Below are 20,171 nucleotides of genomic sequence, written 5' to 3'. Positions count from 1 at the left end.
TACCTGGCGGGACGACTCGCGTACCTGGGCGGACGACACGGCGGGCAGAATGCTCGTCATGCTTGCTTCGACCGAACTCGCCCTGCTGCGCCGCGTGGCGCACGAGCAGGCCGCTTGCCGTGCTCCGTCCCTGGTCGCCGCCGTCGTGCGGGACGGGCAGGTCGCCTGGTCCGGGGCGCGCGGGCGGGTCGGCGACGCGCGCCCGGACGACGACACGCAGTACCGGCTGGGCTCGATCACCAAGACGATGGTCGCCACCGCCGTCATGCGGCTGCGGGACGAAGGCGCGCTCGATCTCAACGACCCGCTCGAACGGCATCTGCCGGGCACCGCGTTCGGCGGCGCGACCATCGCGCAACTGCTCTCGCATACCTCCGGGCTGACGTCCGAATCCCCTGGTCAGTGGTGGGAGCGCACGCTGGGCGCGGACTGGGAAGCCCTCGTCGGGAGCCTGGCGACCGGCGCGACGAAGCTGCGTCCCGGCGCGAAGTTCCACTACTCGAACGTCGGCTACGGCGTGCTCGGCGAACTGCTCGCCCGCAAGCGCGGGAGTGACTGGCTCACCGTGCTGCGTACGGAGATCCTCGGCCCGCTCGGCATGTCCCGCACCAGCCCGCACCCCGAAGGCAAGCACGCGGAGGGGCTCGCGGTGCACCCGTTCGCGGACCTGCTGCTGCCGGAACCGAGCCCGGACGCGGGCGCGATGGCCCCGGCCGGGCAGCTGTGGTCGACGGTCACCGACCTCGGCCGCTGGACGGCGTTCCTCGGCGGACAGGGCAGCGGCGACGTCCTGACCGAGGAGACACTCGCCGAGATGCGGACCATGGTCACCGTCGACGACGCCGACAACTGGACCACCGGGTTCGGGCTGGGCCTGATGGCACTGCGGTACCAGGGACGGCGGCTGACCGGGCACACCGGGTCGATGCCCGGGTTCCTGGCGTGCACGCTGAGCGACCCGGCCACCGGCACCGGCGCGCTGGTGCTGACGAACTCGACCGGCGGCGTCGGCATCACCCAGCTGTGCCTCGACCTGATCACGATGACCGAGGAGCTGGAGCCGTCGCTCCCCGAGGAGTGGCAGCCGTCCACTGTGGACACGAAGCTGCTGGAGCTGACCGGCCTGTGGCACTGGGGCCCGACGCCGTATCACCTGCGGCTGCTGCCGGACGGCTGCTTCTCGCTGTACCCGGCCGACGGCGTCGGTCGCGCATCGCGGTTCCGGCCGGTCGAGGGCGACACCTGGCTCGGCCTCGACGGCTACTACGCGGGCGAGACGCTCACGGTCGGCCGCGACGCCGACGGCGTCCCGAACCACCTCGACCTGGCGACCTTCATCTTCACCCGTACGCCATACGACCCGGCCGCCCCGATCCCCGGCGGCGTCGACCCCGAAGGCTGGCGCTGACCCGCCCGCGAGTCCCACGTTCAGGAGGCCGAGTCCCACAGCGAGGAGCCCGAGTTCCACAGTCACGACGTTGGGTACGAGCCACGCGAATGGGGCACTCGGGCACGTGAACGTGGGACTCGGGCGCGCGAACGTGGGACTCGCGTGTTCCAGATGGTGGGCAGTGCGGTACCGGAGGGAGCTGGGGCGTCCCGGCCTGAGAGACTGCGCACATGACCGACGCAGCTGAGTTGACCATCCCCGCAGAGCTCAAGCCGGCCGACGGCCGCTTCGGCTGCGGACCGTCGAAGGTCCGCGGCGAGCAGCTGAGCGCGCTGGCGGCCTCCGGTTCCACCTACCTGGGCACGTCCCACCGCCAGAAGCCGGTCAAGTCCCTCGTCGGGCGCGTCCGCGCGGGCCTGACCGAACTGTTCTCCCTGCCCGAGGGCTACGAGGTGATCCTCGGCAACGGCGGCACGACCGCGTTCTGGGACGCCGCCGCGTTCGGCCTCGTGCGCGAGCGTGCGCAGCACTTCACCTACGGCGAGTTCTCCTCGAAGTTCGCCACCGTGACCAAGGGCGCCCCGTTCCTCGCCGACCCGATCGTGGTCAAGGCCGACCCGGGCAGCGCGCCCGAGATCGCCTATCAGTCCGGCGCCGATCTGGTCGGCTGGGCGCACAACGAGACCTCGACCGGCGTCGCGGTGCCGGTCCGCCGCCCGGCGGGCAGCGAGGGGGCGCTCGTCGCGATCGACGCGACGTCCGGCGCCGGTGGCCTGCCGGTCAAGGCCGCGGACTTCGACGTCTACTACTTCGCGCCGCAGAAGTCGTTCGCCTCGGACGGCGGACTGTGGATCGCGCTGGCCTCGCCCGCCGCGGTCGAGCGGATCGGCGAGATCGGCGCGAGCGACCGCTGGGTGCCGGAGTTCCTGTCGCTGACCACCGCGCTGGACAACTCGCGCAAGGACCAGACGTACAACACCCCGGCGGTGTCGACGCTGTTCCTGCTGGCCGACCAGATCGAGTGGATGCTTGGCCAGGGCGGCCTCGACTGGACGACGGCACGCACCAAGGACTCCTCGACCCGGCTGTACGAATGGGCCGAGAAGACCGCCTACACGACGCCGTTCGTGGCCGACCCGGGCTTGCGTTCGCAGGTCGTCGGCACCATCGACTTCGCCGACGAAGTGGACGCCTCGGCCGTGGCGAAGGTGTTGCGCGCCAACGGGATCGTCGACACCGAGCCGTACCGCAAGCTGGGCCGCAACCAGCTGCGCGTCGGCCTGTTCCCGGCCATCGACCCCGATGACATCAGCAAGCTCACGCAGAGCGTCGAGTACGTCGTCGAGCGGCTTTCCTGACCCTCAGCAGCAGTCGTGCGTCGGTGCCCCGGCCCTCGCGGCCGGGGCATCGGTCTGTACGGCCGTTTCGACGTCGGCGAGCACCTTCGCCCGCGTCGCGCGGTCGAAGACCCGGCCACGGCTGATCACCGTGTCGATCCGGCGCACCGCGCCGATGCCGGCGAGCGGATTCGCGTCGAGCACCACGAGATCGGCGGCCTTGCCCACGGTGACCGTCCCCGCGGTGTCCTGCCTGCCCAGGTAGCGCGCCGCGTCGCGCGTCACCGTCTGGAGGGCCTGCATCGGCGACAACCCCGCCTGGACGAGGAATTCGAGATCGTCGTGCAGGCCGAATCCGGGGAACGAGTACGGATTCAGGCAGTCGGTGCCGCCGATGACGCCGACACCCGCGCGGTAGGCGTCGCCCAGCAACCCGAGCAGCGCCTGGAAGTACGCCTCCCGCTCGGCGATCTCTCGCGGGGTGACCGGCGCGAAGACCTTGATGCGCTCCTTCCAGTAATCCCGCAGTGACGGCTGTACGTACCGCAGCCGGGGATCGTGCGCATAGGTCTCGGCGGGTGCGGAAATGACGCGGTTCACGATCAGTGTCGGGGACAGCCAGGATCCATTGTGGACCAATAACTCGAACAACGCCCGCGCGCGGGCGGGGCTGTGGCTGAGCGTGCCCTGGCGGTCGAGCTCGGCGACCAGGTTGTAGAACGCGCGCGGCGCCGCCGGGTCGAACGGCCGGCCCGCGAGCTGCGCGAGGAACTCGTCCCGCCGGGTCGAGGTGTGGATGCCCATGCCGTACAGGTGCTCGAAACTGCGCTGACCGGCGGCACTGGCCTCGGGAATGGTGACGCGGTAGGGCCAATGCCCGCCGAACGGGAGACCCAGCCGCCCGCACTCGCCGGCAACCGCTCCGAAGGCGTCCCGGCCCAGGTACGAGTAGACCTTCACGAACTCCGCGCCCTCGGCCTTCGCGGTACGCACGGCCGCCCTCGCTTCGTCCTCTGTGGACACTTGGACGACCGGGGGCTCCAGCAGCGACACCGGTCCGTCGATGATGCCACTGGCCAGCACGATCCGGGGACCGAGCAGCTCCCCGCGTTCGATCCGGTCCCGGACGACCCGGTTCTCGGGGTAGCCCCACATCTCGCGGATCGTGGTCACGCCGTTGACCAGGTGCAGCGCCGGGAACGCGACCATGTCGGCGCCGTGGGTGTGCATGTCGCACAGGCCGGGGACGACGTACTTGCCGCGGCCGTCGAGCACCCGCGCGCCCTCGGCGGGTGGCAGGTCGGCGGGTGGCCCGATCCAGGCGACGCGGTCACCGACCAGCACGATCGCGACGTCGGAACGGGCCGGGGCACCGGTCCCGTCGATCAACGTCACCGGCGTCAGCACGACGACGTCGGAGCCCGCCGCCGCGGCTTCCTGCGCGAACACCGCAGGCGCGAGGCCCGCCGCCGCAAGTCCGGCTCCACTCGTCGCCAGCCAGCGCAGGAAGTCACGCCTGCCCACCTCGCACGCCACCACAGGCCACCCTTCAGCACGATCCCTCGCCCATTCAACCGGCCTTGCACATCGTGTGGGATCTTCCATCGTGCTCAATCGCCCAATTGCCTTCCCGCGTGCTGAATCGGGCAAGCTCCGAGGCGCCTCACCGCGAGGCCCCTCGGAACATCAGGCGAGGGCCTGGGTGGGTGGCAGCCGGGCTGCACGCATGGCGGGATAGGCACCGGCGATGGCCCCGACGGCGGCGGACACGGCGACGCCGCCAACCAGCGCGACGGGTGGAAGCACGGCCGGCCAGCCCTGGCTCAGCGCGTACCCCGCCGTGACCGCGACGCCGAGCAGTACGCCGACGAGCCCGCCGAAACCGGACAACAGCACCGATTCGGCGAGAAACTGACCACGCACCTGACGCTTCGTCGCACCCAGCGCTCGCCGCAGCCCGATCTCACGACGGCGTTCCAGCACCGAGATCACCATCGTGTTGGCCACCCCGACCCCGCCGACGAGCAGCGCCACCCCGCCGAGACCGAGGAACAGCGCGTCGTAGGTGGTCTTCGTCAGTTGCTGCGCGGCGAGCGCGTCGGACGGCCGCTGCACCTCGACCTCGTTGGGCGCGGCCGGGTTCAGCGTCGCGCCGAGCACCGATCGCACACTGTCCACTTCGGACTCCTGCGCCCGGACATACACGGTGCTGGGGTGCCCGTCGAAGCCGAGCAACGTCCCGGCGGCCTCCCAGCCGACCAGCACCGACCGCTCGACCTCCGGCGCGAGCGGCATCGGGTCGAGCACCCCGGCCACGGTGAACCAGACGTCACCGATCAGCACCTGCGGCGGCCGCGCGGGATCCATGTGGTCGACCCCGAGCCGCGCGGCGGCCTCGGAACCGAGCACGGTCACCGGGTACCGCTGGTTCGCCGCGTTCAGGAACTCCCCGGCCCGCACCTTGCCGCCGAGCACGGACAGCAGGTCCGGATGCGCGGCGAACACCGAGAGCCCGGACGTGTCGTCCTTCGGGATGTGGTCGTTGCGCCGCACCTTCGCGTCGACCCTGCCGGTCTCGACCGCGCCGGTGACCGGGGCGATCCGCTTGACCATCGGGATGACGCCGTCCGGGAGTGTCGCGTTCTTCCCGAACAACGTCTTCCCCGGCCCCGCCTTGAGCAGGTTCGTGCCCATCGCGGCGAGCTTGTCCTGCAACGCCTGCGCCGCCGACGCGGGGACCGCGAGCACGGCCACCATCGCCGCGACGCCGATCGCGATGCCAAGCGCCGACAGCATCGCCCGCACCGGCCGGGTGCGCATCCCATGTGCGCCAAGGGAAACCACATCCGACAGCCCGAGCCGCACGGGCGGTGGCGGGGCGACCGGCGCGCTCATCGCGGCGCCTCGGTCAGCGAACCGGACATCGGCCCGGCCATCGAACCGGTGTCGAGCCGTACCGCCCCGTCCAGGATCTCGATCCGTCTCGGCAGGCCAGCGGCGATCTCACGGTCGTGCGTGATGATCACGATCGTGGTGCCGTCGGAACTCAGCTGACCCAGCAGGCCGAGCACCGCCGCGCCGTTGCCGGTGTCGAGGTTCCCGGTCGGCTCGTCCGCGAGCAGGATCGGCGGGGTGTTGACCACGGCACGCGCGATCGCGACCCGTTGCCGTTCCCCGCCGGACAGCTCGCCGGGGAAATGCGAGGACCGGTGCGCCAGCCCGACCCTGTCCAGTGCGGCAAGCGCTTTCTCCCGGCGTTTCCGTTTCGGCACCCCGCTGTAGAGCAGCCCGGTGCACACGTTGTCCACCGCGCTGACGCCCTCGCTGAGAAAGAACTGCTGGAACACGAACCCGATCCACCGCGAGCGCAACGCGGAAAGCTTCCGGTCGGGCAACTCCGCGACGTCGTTGCCGCGGATCTCGATCCGGCCGGTGCTCGGCCTGTCGAGCGTGCCCATCAATTGCAGCAGGGTGGATTTCCCGGAGCCGGACGGGCCGACGATCCCGGCCATCTCACCGTCCGATAAGGACAGTGAGACGTCGCGCAGCGCGGTGACCCCGCCGGGATACGTGCGCGACACCTCGTGCACGGCGAGTACCGGAGTCATGACGTGGTCACCACCCGCATACCCTCGCGCAGCCCGTCCCCGCCGACCTCGACCTTGCCGCCGCTGAACAATCCGGTCTTGACCCCGATCAGCCTGCGCTGCCCGTTTTCGTCTGCCTCGACGGCATAACCGCCTTCCGCGAGGGCGAGCAACGCCCCGACCGGCACCGCCAGAATTCCTTTGTGGACATCTTTGGTGAACCGGACGGTCGCCGGGGCGGTGTCGAGCGAGCCCGCGACTCCGGGATCGTCCAACGTGACCCGGACGACGATCTTCGGCTTACCGTCGTCCTGCCCCTGCGCGTCCTTGCCGTTCTCGGCGGTCCGGCCGACTTCGGCGACCGTGCCGGTCGACGTCCGGCCGTTCACCACGACACCGACCTTCGCACCCCGCGTGGCGAGGCCCTGCTTCGCGACGTCGAGCTTGACCTCCACGACGCGCCCGGTGCCGCTGTACTTGAGCACGTCGCCCGCGGCGGGCCCGCCGAGCTGCGCCGACACCGAAGCCACGCGAATCTCGCCCGGCGCGAGGACGACATCACCCTGGCCGAACGTCCCGGTCTGCTCGAGCCCGAGCGACTTCTGCCACCGCTTCACCGCCGCGGCCGTGGCCGCCGTGAACTTCTCGTCCGGCGTGCCGAAGCCACCGAATCCCAGTGCCTGAAGGTTTTCCTCCAGCTCCTTGACGTCCGGTCCCTTGTCCACACCATCGGAGAGGTCGCGATAGAACGGCAGGTTCCCGTAGAACAACGGCACCGGTTTGGCGTCCACGTGGTACACCGGCTTTCCTCTGCCGATGGTGTCCCCTGTGGACGGCAGCGCGGTGATCGTCCCGTTCTTCTTGCCCGCCAACGGATTTTCCTTGCCGTACCCGAGTTGCCCGTCGACGTCCTGTTCCTCGCTCAGATCGGTCTTGACCACTTCGGCCGTAGCGACGGGTTTCGGCGGCGGCGTCGCGCTCGGGCTGCCGGAGGCGACCTGGGTCATGATCACCACCGAGGTCGTGCCGAGCACCACGATCGCGGCCGCCGCGGCGATGAACCAGCGCGTCCGGCGCCGTGTCCTGTGCTGGTTCATTTCCGCGCCGACATTCCCAGCCCGAGGCCACAGGCCTTCGCCGCTTCTTCGAACTTCGAGTCACCCGCGTCGATCGTGATGCCCTGGCCACCGCCGTTGGGATCCGGATCGGACATGTTCACGCCGTGCTCGCGCATGCACTTGGCCTGCTGTCGCTGTTTGTCCAGCTCCTCGGGCGTCGGCTTCTTGGGCTCGCCGCCGTTGGGAAGAAGCTTCTTGCAGGCCGCGGTCGCCCCCTCCATCTTCGTGTCTCCCGGCTGCATCGCGGGGAGCGACATCATCCCGCCGTCCGTCGGATCGGGCATGTCGACGCCGTGCTCGCGCATGCACTTGGCGTAAGCACGCATCGCGTCCATGTCCGCGGCCTTGCCGGTCTGCCCATCGCCTGCCGCCGCGGGCGCCTGGCTCCCGCTTTTCGGCGGCGTCGAAATCGAGGCGACCTTCGAACCGCCGTCGCCGGACGAACATCCGGCCAAAACGGCCAGTGCCACCCCGGCTCCGAGGATCGCCATCCGCGTTTTCATCCGCATCTCCCTTTCGCTCGAAGGGGCGGATCCGGCCCCCGACGAACCGGACCCGCCTCGGAGGGGATTTCTACGGACCGGGTGATTTCCGCGCGTTAAGCGAAGTTGTTTATCCGGTGCTTATGTCCCCGCGGTGCAGACTGACCGGCGTGCGTGTGCTGGTAGTGGAGGACGAGCTGTTGCTCGCGGATTCGATCGCCGAAGGATTGCGTCGTTATTCGATGGCGGTCGACGTCTGCTACGACGGCGAGCAGGCGCTGGAACGCGTCGGCGTGCACGGCTACGACGTCGTCGTCCTCGACCGCGATCTGCCCAAGGTGCACGGCGACGACGTCTGCTCGGCGGTGGTCGCGGCGGGCGGCGAAGCGCGGGTGCTGATGCTCACCGCGGCCGCCGAGATCACCGACCGGGTGAACGGCCTCGGTCTCGGCGCGGACGACTACCTCACCAAGCCGTTCGCCTTCGCCGAGCTGGTCGCCAGGGTCCAGGCCCTTTCCCGGCGGGCCCGCCCCGCCTTGCCGCCGGTGCTGGAAAGCCACGGCGTCGTGCTCGACCTGCCCCGGCACCAGGCCTCCCGCGACGGCCGGTTCCTGCCGTTGTCGCCCAAGGAGTTCGCGGTACTGGAGGTGCTCATGCGCGCGAGCGGCACGGTGGTCAGCCCGGAGGATCTGCTGGAAAAGGCGTGGGACGAGCACGCGGACCCGTTCACCAACGCCGTCCGGGTCGCCGTGATGACACTGCGGCGCAAGCTGGGCGAACCCCCGGTCATCGAGACCGTGCCGGGCGCGGGCTACCGGTTCGGCGGAACGCGATGAAACGCGTCCGGCTGTCGGTGCGCACCCGGCTCACCGCGCTCTACGGCGGCCTGTTCCTGCTGGCAGGCGTGGCCCTGCTGGTGATCAACTACCTGCTGGTCGACAGTTCCCTGCCCGAACCCGCGAAGTACGCGAGCACCGCCGTGGCGGCCCGCCTGCCCATGGCCGAGACGCTCTCGCCGTCGACGACGTTGGAGGTCAGCCCGGCCGGCGTCGTCGCCGGGGTGGCGACCGACGTCGTCGCGGACTACCGCAGCTCGACACTGTCCACTTTGGTGCTCGGCTCGGCGGTGGCACTGCTGGTCGCGGCCGCGCTCGCGGTGCTCTTCGGCTGGCTCATGGCGAGCCGGGCGCTGCGGCCGCTGCACGACATCACCTCGACCGCGCGGAAGCTGGAGGCGGGCAAGCTCGACCGGCGCATCAACCACGCCGGCCCCGACGACGAGCTCAAGGACCTCGCCGACACCTTCGACGGCATGCTCGACCGGCTCGCCGAGTCGTTCGACAGCCAGAAACGCTTCGTCGCCAATGCCTCCCACGAGCTGCGGACGCCATTGGCCGTGCAGCGCACCCTGATCGAGGTCGCGCTCGCCGATCCGGCGGTGACCCCGGAACTACGCAAACTCGGCACCCATCTGCTGCACACCAACGAACGCAGCGAGCGGATGATCGAGGGCCTGCTGGTGCTGGCCCGCAGCGATCGCGGCCTGGCCGCCCGCGCGCCGGTGCGGCTCGACGAGGTCGTGCGCTCGGTCGTCCGGACAACGTCGGCGCAGGCCGAGGCGGCCGGGGTGACCGTCGAGACGCGGCTGCGGCCGCGGACCGTCGCGGGCGATCCCGTGCTGCTCGAGCGGCTGGTGACGAACCTGGTGAGCAACGCGATCGACTACAACGTCCGTGGCGGCTGGGTGCACGTCGATGTCAGCGGCGAGCCCGCGCTGGCGGTGCGGAACTCGGGCCAGGCGGTGCCCGCGGAAAGCGCCGCGGAACTGTTCGAACCGTTCCGGCGCGGCACCCCCGACCGCACCGGCCCGGCCACACACGCCGGACTGGGGCTGTCGATCGTGCGGTCGGTCGCCGAGGCACACGGCGGTGCCGCCGCGGCGCGGGCGAATCCTCGCGGCGGCCTGACCGTCGACATCCGGCTGCCCGGCTGACCGCGGAAGTACACCCAATCGTGACGCACAGTATTCGGCGCGTCACACACACCGGTTTCGCTACGGTGGCAGAGGATGCGTGACACAAAGATCAAGAGTGAAACAGGTCGGCCAAGGCTCGGCGCGCCTCGCACGTCAAGCCGACGCGCCGTTCTAACGTAAGCACCCACAAAGGTGAAGAATCGGGGAGGCGAACAATGCGCGCGCTACGGGTGGTCGGGCTGCACGAGGACGGAAAGTCCATCGTGTGCGAAGACCCGGCGAGCCGTACGCGCTTTCTGCTCCCGGCCGATGAGAGACTGCGCGCGGCGGCGAGGGGTGACATCACCCGGCTGGGCCAGATCGAAATCGAGTTGGAGAGCCAGATGCGGCCACGCGAGATCCAGGCGCGAATCCGGGCCGGCGAGTCCGTCGAGCAGGTGGCGAGCAGTGCCGGGGTGCCGGTGCAGCGCGTCGAGCGATTCGCCTACCCCGTACTGCTGGAGCGGTCCCGCACCGCCGAACTCGCCCAGAGCGCGCACCCGGTCCGCGAGGACGGCCCCGACGTGCAGACGCTCGGCGAGGTGATCGCCTACGCCTTCGGGGTCCGCGGTCACGACTACACACAGGCGAAGTGGGACTCCTGGCGCGGCGACGACGGCCGCTGGGTCGTCGTGCTGCAGTGGAAGGCGGGCCGTTCGGACAACCGCGCGCACTGGTCGTTCTCGCCGGGAGCACACGGCGGCACCGTGCACGCGCTGGACGAGAACGCCGAGGGCCTGCTCAACCCGAACTCCTACCGCGCGCCGCGCACCGTGCGCGCGCTGGACCCGGCCCGCGAGCCCGCCGTGCAGCCGACGCTGGACTCCGCGGAAGGCCCCGAGGTCAAGGCGATCGAGGCACCACGAACCGAGCCCGAGCACGACCCGGAGGACGACACGCGCGAGATCCCGCGTGTTCCGCCGGAGGGCGACGAGGACGCTCTGGCGGCCGACGAACAGCCACAGCGGACCAAGGCGAAGAAGAATCATCCGATCGTGCCGTCCTGGGAGGACGTGCTCCTCGGAGTCCGCACCCAGCGCGGCTGACCGTCCTGCCGTTAAGGCCGCCTTACGGACGTCTGACGCCCATAAGGTGGCCTTAACGGCATTTCAGGCGTCGAGTTGCAGGAGCAGGGATTTCGGGGCGACCAGGCGGTAGGCGTCGCGGACGATCTCGGCGATTTCGGCCCAGTCGACGTCCACGTCCAGCCGGACACCGAGCCAGCCGCGGTGCCCGACGTACGGCGGCCTGAAGAACCTGTCCGGCTCGCTGCCGACCAGTTCCTCCTGCGCGCCCGGCGGCGCGGGACACCAGAACGCGAGCCTGTCGTCGTGATGGCGGTCGGCGAACATCACGAACGTCTTCTTGCCCCGCACGAACCAGGCCGGCTCACCGTGGCTGAGCCGTTCGGTGGTTTCCGGTAACGCCAGGCACACCTGACGGAGCCTCGTCAACGCGTCGTCGGCCATGGCACCAGTATCCCTGACCACGGGTTTCCGGCTAGGCTGTCACGCTGGGAGAGGGAGTGATCATGGACGGTTACCGACTGCAGGTCGACGCACTGGGCAAACTCATCGGCGAGCTGCGTACCGCCGCCGACGACATGGCGGGCGCGAACAAACAGCTCTCGGCGGCCCGTGATCTCGGCGGCCTCGGCGATCCGGCGCTGGGCAAGGCCGCCCGCGAGTTCGAGGACACCTGGGAGTACGGGATCGGCGAGCTGGGCAAGGCCGCCGGACAGGTCACCGAACGCCTCGAACGCGCGAAGCAGCGATACCAGCAGGTCGAAGACCTCTATCACAAACAGCTCGAGGAATGGTCACCCGACGAATTCGACGAGTGGTCCACCGACGACGGCATGGTCGGCGGCGGCTACACCGGCGGGATCCGCGGCATCCTGGCCGGTGGCCAGTGAGCTCCACCGGCACGATCGACAGCTTCGAGGCACTCGGTTTCGACCCCGCGCCCGGCGATCTCGCCCAGGTCTCCACCATCGCCGAGAAGTACCGGACGGTCGCCACCGGTCTCACCGACGCGCTGGAGTCGCTGCAGGCGATCGTCCAGAAGAAGGGCGAGATCTGGCAGGGACAGGCCAGCGAGGCGTTCGCCCGCCGCGTCGGCAAGCTGCCCGGCTACCTCGACGCCGCGGCCCGCTCGATGACGCAGGCAGCGCAGGCGGTCAGCCGGTGGGAGGGCGACCTCGGCACGTTGAAGGCGCAGGCACGGGAGTTGGAGGTCAAGGCCCGCCAAGCCGCCGAAGCCGCGCAGGCGGCCAGGAACAACCCTGATTTCGCGCTGGCCGGCCAGACGTTCCCGGACGAGCCTTCGCTCAAGCTCGCACAGAACCTCCTCGACGACGCGGGCCGCAAACTGCAGGAAGCGATCGACGGCTGCGAAAACATCCAGGAAGCCGCGAAACGCGTCCTAGAGCAGCACGGCAAAATCGCGCAAGAAGTCGCCGCCGAGCTGACCCGCGCCCGCGAGCTGGCACCCGAGGAGCCGGGCCTGCTCGACGAGGTCGTCGGCGCTCTGACCAACGCCGTCAAGGATTTCGCGAACGACGTCGCCGACGTGGCGGACAAGATCGGGAACTTCGTTCAGGACCACGCGAACACGATCGCCAAACTGTCCGATGTGGCCGGTGACATCGGCAACGGCCTGAGTGTGCTCAGCGAAGCCCTTCCGCCGCCGGTGCAGGAGATCGTGGGCGGCGTGGCGACCGGGCTCGGCGTCGTCGCGCTCGCCGGGCACGCCTCGGCGAAGGCCGCCGGTGCCGAGGTCTCCGACCAGACCCTCATCATGGACTCGATCGGCGCGGGCACCTCGCTGATCGGCACGCTCGTCCCGGACACCGCGCTCGCGGCGAAGGTACTCGGCTACGGCGCCGTCGACCTGCAGATCTTCAGCGAGACGCCGGTATTCGGGAAGCGGGCGAACAAGGAAGGCCCGATCGCCGACTTCCTGAACTACTGGATTCCGCGCAACCCGTCGCAAGCCGTGTCCGCAGCCGCGGGGGTCCTCGCGCCGCCACTGCTCGCCGTGCATCCCGCGATCAACGCGGCGACCGACGGGATGAAGGAAGACAGCAAACTCGAACGCCGCGAGCAACTCGACCGCAGCCGGGTCTGGGAGTAGGCGATGAGCACACCGACGCTGCCCCAGGTCCGGGTCGACCTGCCACCCGGCTTCGCTGGCCTGCCGATCAGCACCTCCGACGAGCAGAACGCCGCACAGGTCTGGGCACTCGCGGGCAAGGTCGCCGAGGAAACCGGCCAGTCCCGCGAGGAGTTCGCCCAGTACCTCCACGCGCTGACGCCAGGGCTCGCCGAACAGGGCGTCCGGCTGTTCGGCCGGTTCGCCGTCGGCGACGACAACCCGGGCCTCGCGACGCTCACCGTGGCGATCCAGGCGTGGCCGGCGCGCCCACCCGAAGGCTTCGGCGACAACCCGCACATCGTCGCGGCCGCACTCGCCGAGCAGTATCGCGAGCGGCATCCCGGCGCGGACGCCCGTGCGATCCCGTTGGCCATCGGCCCGGCAATGGTCGCGGTCGAACAGGGCGAGTTCCGCCTGCCGCCCGCGGTCACCGGCGACGACGAGGTCGTCCGGCCGGGATTGCGGATCGAGGTCCAGATCCCGTTGCCGGACAACGCCGGTCTCGCCGTGCTGAGCGTCGTCAGCGGCGACGAGGCGCAGTGGGAAGCGGTCGTGGAGCAGACACGCCTGATCGCCAACAGCGTGCGAGTGGACGAAGCGTGCTGAACACGCTGCACCCGATGTCCACGCCACCCACGTGGCCGCAACAGCTGTGGCTGCTGCGCGTGGGCGAACTGCGCTACCGGTTCTTCACCGGACGTCCCATCGTGTACGTCTTCCCCGAACAGTGGGGAGTCGACGCCGGGACGATCCGCCGGATCGCCTACGAACGCCGCTACGTCGAGATCGAGCCCGAGCAGCCGGGTTCGCTGCGCTTCCAGTACGCCCCGCAGTCGGTCGCCAGGGTGTCGCCCTACGACAACTACGAGCCCCAGCCGGACGCGAGCCGGGGACGTCAGCTGCTGAATCACCTCGTCGGCGAAGACAAGGTGTGGATCAGCGTCCGGCAGGCGAAGATGTCGCGGCAGCACATCGTGGACGTCGCGCGGTCGGAGGGAATGCACGTCGCGGCCGACGTCGCCGACGAGACCGATCGGATCCTGCTGTTGAAGCGGGACAGACCGTCGGGCAGGGATACCTGGAACACCAGATTCCTGCGCTGGTTCACCCGCGGTTACCTCCGTGCCCTCGGCATCGCCGTGCTCGCCGCAGCAATCCTCACCATCTGGACACTCAGCCGCTTCTACGGAGCAGCCGTCCTGTGGTACCTGCTCATCGTCGGGCTATTCTTCGGGTTAGGCGCGGCCGCGCTCACGGTGTTCCCCCGTTCGTCGCGCGTGAGCTGGCTGGCCGCGAAGTTCGACGGCAGCCCGTCGGTCCAGCTCTTCCAGTCCTCCTACCGGCTCTCCCACGACCTCATCTGCGAGATCGCCGCGCTGCACGGCTATTTCTTCGCGGGCATCATGAGCACCGATCGCCGCTACGCGACCATGATGTTCCGGCGATGCGGCCCCGGCGAACCCGAGGTCGCGCACGACATCCCCCAGACACCGCCGCGGTACGACACCCCAGCGCCCCAGCCGTCCCCAAGCCGGGAACGCCGGCTGCGCAAGCGTCTCTCGGGTGCCGACGAGGTTTGGATCAGCCTCCTGCACGCCGGGCTGCCGAGGCAGTACGTCGTCGACGCCGCCCGCGACGCGGGGCTCACGGTGTCGGTGGAACTCGCGGACGCGACCGACCGGCTGATGCGGTTGAGCCGCGATCCGTCCCCGCCCCGGTTGCCGCTGCCCGAGCCACAGGGTTTCCGGTGGCCTCGGATGACGCTGATGGTCTACCTGATCCCCGTGCTCTGGCTGATGTTCTGCTTCGCAGGGTCGGCTGTCGCGTCGCTCGCGTTCGACAGCCGGGTCGTCGCGGGCACCTTGTTCGGCTGCGGTGTCCTGCTCGCTCCACCGCTGGTCTTCGTGCTGCGGCTGTTTCCCCGCTCCACCAAGGTGGGCTGGCTCGCGCGGGAGTTCACCGGGAAGAACGGCGTCACGCTGTTCGTGTCCACCTTCGGGGTCTCGCTCGGCCTCGCCACGCAGATGGCCGCCGCATACGGGTACTTCCCCGCGGGACAGAACATGACACCGGCGCAGGGCACGTTCGTCAGTTTCGTCAAGTACCTCCCGGGAGGAGCACGGTGAGCAATCCCGAACTCGTCGAGGAGATGCGCTGGCAACTGCGGCGCATCACCGAACAACGGGCGAAGAACGATCAGCTGCTCACCGAACTCGCACGGACGACCAGCCGGGTCAGCTCCCCCGACGGTTCCGTCACCGTGGCGACCGGTCCGGACGGCGAAGTCCTTGAGGTGAAGCTGACGCCGGAAGCCATGAAGCAGGACGCCGACGCGCTGGGCCACCTCATCACCACGGTCCTGCGTGGCGCCCGCACCGCGCCGAAACCCGCCGAGCCGGCCGAAGAAATCGCGCCGGAACACGAAGAGCCGTACGAGAACACGATCTTCGACGCCTGATCTTCTACAGCACCACGACGAGCACGGCGATCCAGGCGATGACGATCCCGGCGGCGGCACCGAACACCGCCCAGCGCACGATCGGGATGCGCCTGCCCAGCCACAGCGAGGGCGCGATGCCCGCGGTGACGACGACCGTCGCGGCCAGCGCGAGCCAGCTGCTGGTCTCCCGAGCCAGCGTCCTCGCCAGCGCGAGCATCGCAACGACCACCAGCACCGCGGCGAAGGCCGACACGGTGAGCCCCGTGAGCCACGGCGTCGGCTCGTCGCCCTGACCGCGCGGGCCGAACAACTGCTCGGCGAAGCGGACACGGGCGGTTTTGGCTCGCGACGGCGGATCGACCACGGTTTCGGCACCGGTCACCGGATCCACGAACCGCACGGTCGTGCCCATCACGGCGGCCAGCCGCGCGGCGAGCTGCCGTCCACGCTGCGAGACGACCTGTGCCGGTTCGCCCGAACCGGTCTCCGCGCGGGACACCGCCGAGGCCACGCGCGCCCACTCGTGCAGCGCCTGCGCGAGGTCGGACCCGATCGCGAGACGGTGCGGATCGACCTCCCGCGCCTGCTCGCCGCCTGGCCCGGCCAGCACCGCGCGTTCGCCCTTGACCCGCAATTCCATAGTCATTCGCTCCCGGTGTGGCGACGGTTCCGCCACCTTAGCGGTCAGCACCCTGGAGTTCGTAGAACGCGACGGCCGCGGCGGTGGCCACGTTGAGCGAATCGACGCCGGGCACCATCGGGATCCGGACGGCGAGATCCGCGGCGGACAGCGCCTCCTCCGACAGCCCCGGCCCCTCGGCGCCGAGCATCAGCGCGACCTTGCCCGGCGCGTGCTCGCGCACCGCGCGCAACGGCACGGAATCCGCCCGCGGTGTCAGCGCGGCCACCCGGAAACCCTTCTCCCGCAACAGATCCAGCCCGCCCGGCCACTCGTCGAGGCTCGCGAACGGGACGCGCAGCACATGCCCCATCGACACCCGCACGCTGCGCCGGTACAGCGGATCCGAACAGCCCGGCCCGAGCAGCACCCCGCCGACACCGAGCGCGGCCGCGTTGCGGAACAACGCGCCGAGGTTCTCGTGGTCGCCGACGCCTTCCAAGACGGCGACCACGCCGGCCCCGCCGACCACCTCGGCCGCGGTCAGCGGCGCCGGCCGGTCGGCGACCGCGAGCACGCCCCGGTTGAGGTGGAAGCCGACGACCTCGGCCATGGTCTCCGCGGAACTGACATAGGCGGGTACGTCAACCCGCGCGAGTGCGTTGTCCAATTCACGGAATCGCCGCTCCACGCCGAGCAGCGCGCGCACGGGATAGCGGGACTCGAGCATCCTGCCGACCACCACGGTGCCCTCGGCGATGACGAGTCCCTTGCCTCCCGGGCGATCCGGGCGGCGGTCCGCAGTGGACAGGTCGCGGAAGTCGTCGAGACGGGGATCGTCCCGATCCTCGGTGAAGATCATGTGGGCCACCCGCACAGTTTGTCATCCACCTGCCACGCCCGTGGCTGGGCCGAACGTCACGAAAGCTCTGGTACGAACGGGGGCTTTTTGCGGAGGGTTAACCCGAAGTGACAGAGAGCACCAGTTTGGCCGCTAGCCGAGATTCTCATGCTGTGCAACGGTTGTCGGCCGGGAGACCTACACCTCCTGGTACCTCGGCCGACGAAAACAGGGATGGTCATGGGGATGGACCTGGCGGCACAACCGTTCAACCCGCTCGACCGCGGACGGTACCGCCGCAAGGTCCAACGCTGTCTGGACACCCTCGCCCGCATGCTCACCGACGGGAGTTTTTCCTTCCCCCGCAAGAGTATCGGGCTGGAAGTGGAGCTCAATCTCGTCGACAGCGAGCTACGCCCGTCGATGTCCAACACCGCCGTGCTGGAGGCGCTGGACGATCCGTCGTTCACCGCCGAACTCGGCCAGCACAACCTCGAACTCAACGTACCGCCCCGGCTACTCGCCGGTGATTCCGCGCTGCACCTGGAAGACGACCTCCGCGCCTACCTGGCCGCGGCCGACGCCAAGGCCGCCGACACCGGTTCGTCACTGGCCATGATCGGCATCCTGCCGACGCTGCGTCAGGAGCATTTCGACCAGAAATGGCTCACCAACAAGGCCCGCTACGCGGTGCTGAACGACCAGATCCTCGCTGCGCGCGGAGAACGCACCGAACTGTGCATGGAGGGCGCCGCGCTGCCGGGACGTCAGCCGGAACGGCTGCGCAGTTACGCCGAATCGATTCTGCCGGAAGCGGCCTGCACGTCCGTGCAACTGCATCTGCAAGTCGCGCCGGAGGAATTCGCCCCGCACTGGAACGCGGCGCAATGCCTCGCCGGCGTACAGATCGCGCTCGGCGCGAATTCGCCGTTCCTGCTCGGCAAGGCATTGTGGTACGAAACACGGATCCCGTTGTTCCTGCAGGCCACCGACACCCGTCCGGAGGAATTGAAAAACCAGGGCGTTCGACCGAGAGTGTGGTTCGGGGAGCGCTGGGTTACTTCAATCTTTGATTTGTTCGAGGAAAACGTCCGCTACTTCCCCGGCCTGCTCCCGGAAACCGACCTCGAGGACCCGATCGAGACGCTCGACGCCGGGCAGGCACCGAAACTCACCGAACTGCGGATGCACAACGGCACGATCTGGCGCTGGAACCGGCCGGTGTACGACGTCGTCGACGGCCTGCCGCACCTGCGCGTGGAGAACCGCGTCCTGCCCGCCGGGCCGACGGTGCTGGACATGGTCGCCAACGCGGCGTTCTTCTACGGCGCGCAGCGGGCGCTGGCCGAAGCCGAGCGTCCGGTGTGGAGCCAGATGTCGTTCCAGGCCGCCGAGGAAAACCTGTACGCGGGGGCCCGCCGAGGCTTCGACGCGCAGTTGTACTGGCCGGGCATCGGCTGGATCCCGCCGGACGAACTCGCGCTGCGGGTGCTGCTGCCGCTGGCCCACGACGGACTGCGCCGCTCCGGCGTGTCGGACGAGGCGCGGGAGAAGTACCTCGGCGTCATCGAGCGCCGCTGCCTCGCGCGGCGGACCGGCGCCTCGTGGCAGCGCGACTTCGTCCTGCGCGCCCAGGAACGCGGCGACGACCGGGAGGCCGCGCTGAGCCGGATGCTGAGCCGCTACCTCGAACTTTCCGCCGCCGGCACCCCGGTACACACCTGGTCGCTCACGGATTGACGCTTCAGGGGCGATAATCGGCGGTTATGCCGAAGATTCTGGGCGGGTCGATCGAGGCGCACCGGCGCGAAGTACGGGCGCGTGTCTTCGAGGTGCTGCGCGCACAGCTGTACGAACGCGGCTTCGACGCGATCACGCTGTCCGGGATCGCGGCGGACGCCGGGCTCGGCCGGACAGCGCTGTACAACCACTTCCCGGACAAGGAAAGCCTGCTCATCGCCTTCGTCGAGGACGAGGCGAATCGCTATGTCGACCGGCTGACCGAGGCCATCGAGGCACAGGAGGACCCGGTCGGGCAGCTCGCCACGTTCGTCCGGCTCCAGCTGCGGGTGCTGGCCGAGTACCACCTGCCGCCGGGCACGGCGCTCGAATCCGCGCTGGCCCCCTCGGCCTACCGCCGGATCAGCGCGCACGCCGACCCGATCACCGACCGGCTGCGGGACATCCTCGCCGCGGGCGCGGCGGCGGGCCGCTGGCCCGGCGAGGACACCGGGGTGCTCATCCCGATGATCACCGCGGCGCTCGGCAGCCGCCAGGTGATCGAGGTGCCCGCCGACCAGCTGGAGCACACGATCGAGGCCGCCGTCCGGTTCGTGCTCCGCGCGGTCGGCGCGGGCGAGCCACCGGATTCCCCGCCGATTTAGGGTAGCCTAACTCCGAGTCGTGCCGTACGCTGATTCTGACAGCGCGTCAGATCAATCGTCAGCAGGAGGCGCCTCATGCCGGTGACCACGGAACTCGAAGCCCGCCCGTTCTCCGCGACACTGCGCGCCTCGACCCTCGCCGTGCACGACCGAGCCAACCACTCGGTCTACATGAACGCGCTGTTCGGCGGCGATCTGCCCCTGTCGGGTTACACCCGGTTGGCGGAGCAGTACTACTTCGTCTACCAGGCGATCGAGGAGATGAGCGACGCGATGGCCGGGGACCCGGTCGGCGGCGAGTTCGTCTTCGACGAGCTGCGCCGGATGCCGAACCTCGAACGTGACATGGAATTCCTCCTCGGCTCCGGCTGGCGCGGGAAGATCCGCCAGCTCCCAGCCACCGAGGCGTACGCGCGGCGGATCCGCGAGGCCTCGGAGTGGGCCGGTGGCTACGTCGCGCACCACTACACCCGCTACCTCGGCGACATCGCCGGCGGTCAGGCGATCCGGCGGCTGCTGGCGAAGAACTACGAGGTCTCCGAAGCGGGTTCGCTCTTCTACCACTTCGACGAGATCGGCAGCGCCCCCGCGTTCCGCGATCGCTACCGGGCCAAGCTCGACACGGCTCCGTGGAGCGACGAGGAGCGCGCCCGCGTCATCGACGAGGCCCTGGTCGCCTTCGAGTGCAACGTCGCCGTCTTCACCGAACTCGCCGAGGAACTCCGCCTCGCCGCGTAGGCGCCGCGAGGACGTGGGGGGGGGGGGGTGGCGGGGGCTGCGTGACAGCGAGACAGACACTCAGC

21 protein-coding genes are annotated in these 20,171 nt (G+C 69.8%); 13 read left to right on the top strand and 8 right to left on the bottom strand.

Translation table 11 applies throughout. The features are described 5' to 3' along the window. The first annotated feature begins 58 nt into the window (after positions 1 to 58). On the top strand, positions 59 to 1,408 hold the full coding sequence (locus ACFWX1_RS18950) for a serine hydrolase domain-containing protein (RefSeq protein ID WP_378388947.1): 1,350 nt from the start codon (positions 59 to 61) through the stop codon (positions 1,406 to 1,408). Positions 1,409 to 1,620: 212 nt separating this feature from the next. Further along, positions 1,621 to 2,748, top strand: a complete 1,128-nt coding sequence (gene serC / locus ACFWX1_RS18945) for a phosphoserine transaminase (protein WP_378388920.1) — start codon at positions 1,621 to 1,623, stop codon at positions 2,746 to 2,748. A gap of 3 nt (positions 2,749 to 2,751) precedes the next feature. Here serC and ACFWX1_RS18940 read toward each other — a convergent pair whose 3' ends face one another. From ACFWX1_RS18940 to ACFWX1_RS18920, 5 genes are all read right to left on the bottom strand, one after another. Further along, complete coding sequence (locus ACFWX1_RS18940; protein ID WP_378388918.1) at positions 2,752 to 4,263, bottom strand: amidohydrolase family protein; 1,512 nt, start codon at positions 4,261 to 4,263, stop codon at positions 2,752 to 2,754. A 150-nt stretch (positions 4,264 to 4,413) separates the two neighbouring features. Further along, positions 4,414 to 5,622 carry an ABC transporter permease gene (locus ACFWX1_RS18935; RefSeq protein WP_378388916.1) on the bottom strand — a complete coding sequence of 403 codons (1,209 nt, stop codon included), beginning with the start codon at positions 5,620 to 5,622 and terminating at the stop codon, positions 4,414 to 4,416. Next, positions 5,619 to 6,335: an ABC transporter ATP-binding protein gene (locus tag ACFWX1_RS18930; protein WP_378388914.1), complete on the bottom strand. Its 717-nt coding sequence runs from the start codon at positions 6,333 to 6,335 to the stop codon at positions 5,619 to 5,621. The genes ACFWX1_RS18935 and ACFWX1_RS18930 overlap by 4 nt, the downstream gene beginning before the upstream one ends. Next, positions 6,332 to 7,411 carry a peptidoglycan-binding protein gene (locus tag ACFWX1_RS18925; RefSeq protein WP_378388912.1) on the bottom strand — a complete coding sequence of 360 codons (1,080 nt, stop codon included), beginning with the start codon at positions 7,409 to 7,411 and terminating at the stop codon, positions 6,332 to 6,334. The genes ACFWX1_RS18930 and ACFWX1_RS18925 overlap by 4 nt, the downstream gene beginning before the upstream one ends. Then, positions 7,408 to 7,935, bottom strand: coding sequence for a hypothetical protein (locus ACFWX1_RS18920; RefSeq protein WP_378388910.1), 528 nt, complete (start codon positions 7,933 to 7,935; stop codon positions 7,408 to 7,410). The genes ACFWX1_RS18925 and ACFWX1_RS18920 overlap by 4 nt, the downstream gene beginning before the upstream one ends. A gap of 149 nt (positions 7,936 to 8,084) precedes the next feature. Here ACFWX1_RS18920 and ACFWX1_RS18915 point away from each other — a divergent pair, with 149 nt between their 5' ends. From ACFWX1_RS18915 to sepH, 3 genes are all read left to right on the top strand, one after another. Next, on the top strand, positions 8,085 to 8,750 hold the full coding sequence (locus ACFWX1_RS18915; RefSeq protein WP_378388908.1) for a response regulator transcription factor: 666 nt from the start codon (positions 8,085 to 8,087) through the stop codon (positions 8,748 to 8,750). Beyond that, a complete protein-coding gene (locus tag ACFWX1_RS18910; RefSeq protein ID WP_378388906.1) occupies positions 8,747 to 9,907 on the top strand; it encodes a sensor histidine kinase in 1,161 nt (386 codons plus the stop codon). Before ACFWX1_RS18915 ends, ACFWX1_RS18910 begins: the two co-directional genes overlap by 4 nt. A gap of 197 nt (positions 9,908 to 10,104) precedes the next feature. After that, the gene (gene sepH / locus ACFWX1_RS18905) at positions 10,105 to 10,974 is read left to right on the top strand and encodes a septation protein SepH (protein WP_378388904.1); all 870 of its coding nucleotides are present in this window, start codon (positions 10,105 to 10,107) and stop codon (positions 10,972 to 10,974) included. Positions 10,975 to 11,037: 63 nt separating this feature from the next. On the opposite strand, the gene ACFWX1_RS18900 is transcribed toward sepH, so the two are convergent. After that, positions 11,038 to 11,397, bottom strand: coding sequence for an MmcQ/YjbR family DNA-binding protein (locus ACFWX1_RS18900; RefSeq protein WP_378388902.1), 360 nt, complete (start codon positions 11,395 to 11,397; stop codon positions 11,038 to 11,040). Between the two features lie 62 nt (positions 11,398 to 11,459). Here ACFWX1_RS18900 and ACFWX1_RS18895 point away from each other — a divergent pair, with 62 nt between their 5' ends. The 5 genes from ACFWX1_RS18895 to ACFWX1_RS18875 are packed head-to-tail and all read left to right on the top strand — an operon-like array spanning position 11,460 to position 15,542. Next, the gene (locus tag ACFWX1_RS18895; protein WP_378388900.1) at positions 11,460 to 11,843 is read left to right on the top strand and encodes a hypothetical protein; all 384 of its coding nucleotides are present in this window, start codon (positions 11,460 to 11,462) and stop codon (positions 11,841 to 11,843) included. Further along, positions 11,840 to 13,063: a WXG100 family type VII secretion target gene (locus tag ACFWX1_RS18890; RefSeq protein WP_378388898.1), complete on the top strand. Its 1,224-nt coding sequence runs from the start codon at positions 11,840 to 11,842 to the stop codon at positions 13,061 to 13,063. The genes ACFWX1_RS18895 and ACFWX1_RS18890 overlap by 4 nt, the downstream gene beginning before the upstream one ends. Positions 13,064 to 13,066: 3 nt before the next feature. Further along, complete coding sequence (locus ACFWX1_RS18885) at positions 13,067 to 13,690, top strand: hypothetical protein (RefSeq protein ID WP_378388896.1); 624 nt, start codon at positions 13,067 to 13,069, stop codon at positions 13,688 to 13,690. A gap of 14 nt (positions 13,691 to 13,704) precedes the next feature. Further along, entirely contained in the window at positions 13,705 to 15,210 is a 1,506-nt protein-coding gene (locus ACFWX1_RS18880) for a hypothetical protein (RefSeq protein ID WP_378388894.1), read from the top strand. Continuing rightward, positions 15,207 to 15,542 carry a YbaB/EbfC family nucleoid-associated protein gene (locus ACFWX1_RS18875; RefSeq protein WP_378388892.1) on the top strand — a complete coding sequence of 112 codons (336 nt, stop codon included), beginning with the start codon at positions 15,207 to 15,209 and terminating at the stop codon, positions 15,540 to 15,542. Before ACFWX1_RS18880 ends, ACFWX1_RS18875 begins: the two co-directional genes overlap by 4 nt. A gap of 4 nt (positions 15,543 to 15,546) precedes the next feature. Here ACFWX1_RS18875 and ACFWX1_RS18870 read toward each other — a convergent pair whose 3' ends face one another. Beyond that, positions 15,547 to 16,164, bottom strand: coding sequence for a DUF2537 domain-containing protein (locus ACFWX1_RS18870; RefSeq protein WP_378388945.1), 618 nt, complete (start codon positions 16,162 to 16,164; stop codon positions 15,547 to 15,549). A 37-nt stretch (positions 16,165 to 16,201) separates the two neighbouring features. Next, positions 16,202 to 17,005 carry a TrmH family RNA methyltransferase gene (locus ACFWX1_RS18865; protein ID WP_378388943.1) on the bottom strand — a complete coding sequence of 268 codons (804 nt, stop codon included), beginning with the start codon at positions 17,003 to 17,005 and terminating at the stop codon, positions 16,202 to 16,204. A 219-nt stretch (positions 17,006 to 17,224) separates the two neighbouring features. Here ACFWX1_RS18865 and ACFWX1_RS18860 point away from each other — a divergent pair, with 219 nt between their 5' ends. The 3 genes from ACFWX1_RS18860 to ACFWX1_RS18850 all read left to right on the top strand — a co-directional run bounded on the left by ACFWX1_RS18860 (position 17,225) and on the right by ACFWX1_RS18850 (position 20,106). Continuing rightward, positions 17,225 to 18,724, top strand: coding sequence for a glutamate--cysteine ligase (locus ACFWX1_RS18860; protein ID WP_378388890.1), 1,500 nt, complete (start codon positions 17,225 to 17,227; stop codon positions 18,722 to 18,724). 26 nt (positions 18,725 to 18,750) lie between these two features. Continuing rightward, positions 18,751 to 19,368, top strand: a complete 618-nt coding sequence (locus ACFWX1_RS18855; protein WP_378388888.1) for a TetR/AcrR family transcriptional regulator — start codon at positions 18,751 to 18,753, stop codon at positions 19,366 to 19,368. A 75-nt stretch (positions 19,369 to 19,443) separates the two neighbouring features. Beyond that, the gene (locus ACFWX1_RS18850) at positions 19,444 to 20,106 is read left to right on the top strand and encodes a heme oxygenase (biliverdin-producing) (protein WP_378388886.1); all 663 of its coding nucleotides are present in this window, start codon (positions 19,444 to 19,446) and stop codon (positions 20,104 to 20,106) included. The last annotated feature ends 65 nt before the right edge of the window (positions 20,107 to 20,171 follow it).

The sequence above is a fragment of the Amycolatopsis sp. NPDC059021 genome, from assembly GCF_042739895.1.
GTDB lineage: Bacteria > Actinomycetota > Actinomycetes > Mycobacteriales > Pseudonocardiaceae > Amycolatopsis.
Note: the sequence above shows the minus strand (reverse complement) of the source record. Positions and strands in the feature narration are given on the sequence as shown.

Excerpts from the sequence above, each read along its gene's own strand:
- ACFWX1_RS18855 (WP_378388888.1), top strand. The coding sequence starts at position 18,751 with ATGCCGAAGATTCTGGGCGGGTCGATCGAGGCGCACCGGCGCGAAGTA.
- ACFWX1_RS18880 (WP_378388894.1), top strand. The coding sequence starts at position 13,705 with ATGTCCACGCCACCCACGTGGCCGCAACAGCTGTGGCTGCTGCGCGTG.
- ACFWX1_RS18885 (WP_378388896.1), top strand. The coding sequence starts at position 13,067 with ATGAGCACACCGACGCTGCCCCAGGTCCGGGTCGACCTGCCACCCGGC.
- ACFWX1_RS18870 (WP_378388945.1), bottom strand. The coding sequence starts at position 16,164 with ATGGAATTGCGGGTCAAGGGCGAACGCGCGGTGCTGGCCGGGCCAGGC.
- ACFWX1_RS18910 (WP_378388906.1), top strand. The coding sequence starts at position 8,747 with ATGAAACGCGTCCGGCTGTCGGTGCGCACCCGGCTCACCGCGCTCTAC.
- serC (WP_378388920.1), top strand. The coding sequence starts at position 1,621 with ATGACCGACGCAGCTGAGTTGACCATCCCCGCAGAGCTCAAGCCGGCC.
- ACFWX1_RS18900 (WP_378388902.1), bottom strand. The coding sequence starts at position 11,397 with ATGGCCGACGACGCGTTGACGAGGCTCCGTCAGGTGTGCCTGGCGTTA.
- ACFWX1_RS18895 (WP_378388900.1), top strand. The coding sequence starts at position 11,460 with ATGGACGGTTACCGACTGCAGGTCGACGCACTGGGCAAACTCATCGGC.
- ACFWX1_RS18925 (WP_378388912.1), bottom strand. The coding sequence starts at position 7,411 with ATGAACCAGCACAGGACACGGCGCCGGACGCGCTGGTTCATCGCCGCG.
- ACFWX1_RS18865 (WP_378388943.1), bottom strand. The coding sequence starts at position 17,005 with ATGATCTTCACCGAGGATCGGGACGATCCCCGTCTCGACGACTTCCGC.
- ACFWX1_RS18860 (WP_378388890.1), top strand. The coding sequence starts at position 17,225 with ATGGGGATGGACCTGGCGGCACAACCGTTCAACCCGCTCGACCGCGGA.
- ACFWX1_RS18850 (WP_378388886.1), top strand. The coding sequence starts at position 19,444 with ATGCCGGTGACCACGGAACTCGAAGCCCGCCCGTTCTCCGCGACACTG.
- ACFWX1_RS18950 (WP_378388947.1), top strand. The coding sequence starts at position 59 with ATGCTTGCTTCGACCGAACTCGCCCTGCTGCGCCGCGTGGCGCACGAG.
- ACFWX1_RS18920 (WP_378388910.1), bottom strand. The coding sequence starts at position 7,935 with ATGAAAACGCGGATGGCGATCCTCGGAGCCGGGGTGGCACTGGCCGTT.
- ACFWX1_RS18930 (WP_378388914.1), bottom strand. The coding sequence starts at position 6,335 with ATGACTCCGGTACTCGCCGTGCACGAGGTGTCGCGCACGTATCCCGGC.
- ACFWX1_RS18935 (WP_378388916.1), bottom strand. The coding sequence starts at position 5,622 with ATGAGCGCGCCGGTCGCCCCGCCACCGCCCGTGCGGCTCGGGCTGTCG.
- sepH (WP_378388904.1), top strand. The coding sequence starts at position 10,105 with ATGCGCGCGCTACGGGTGGTCGGGCTGCACGAGGACGGAAAGTCCATC.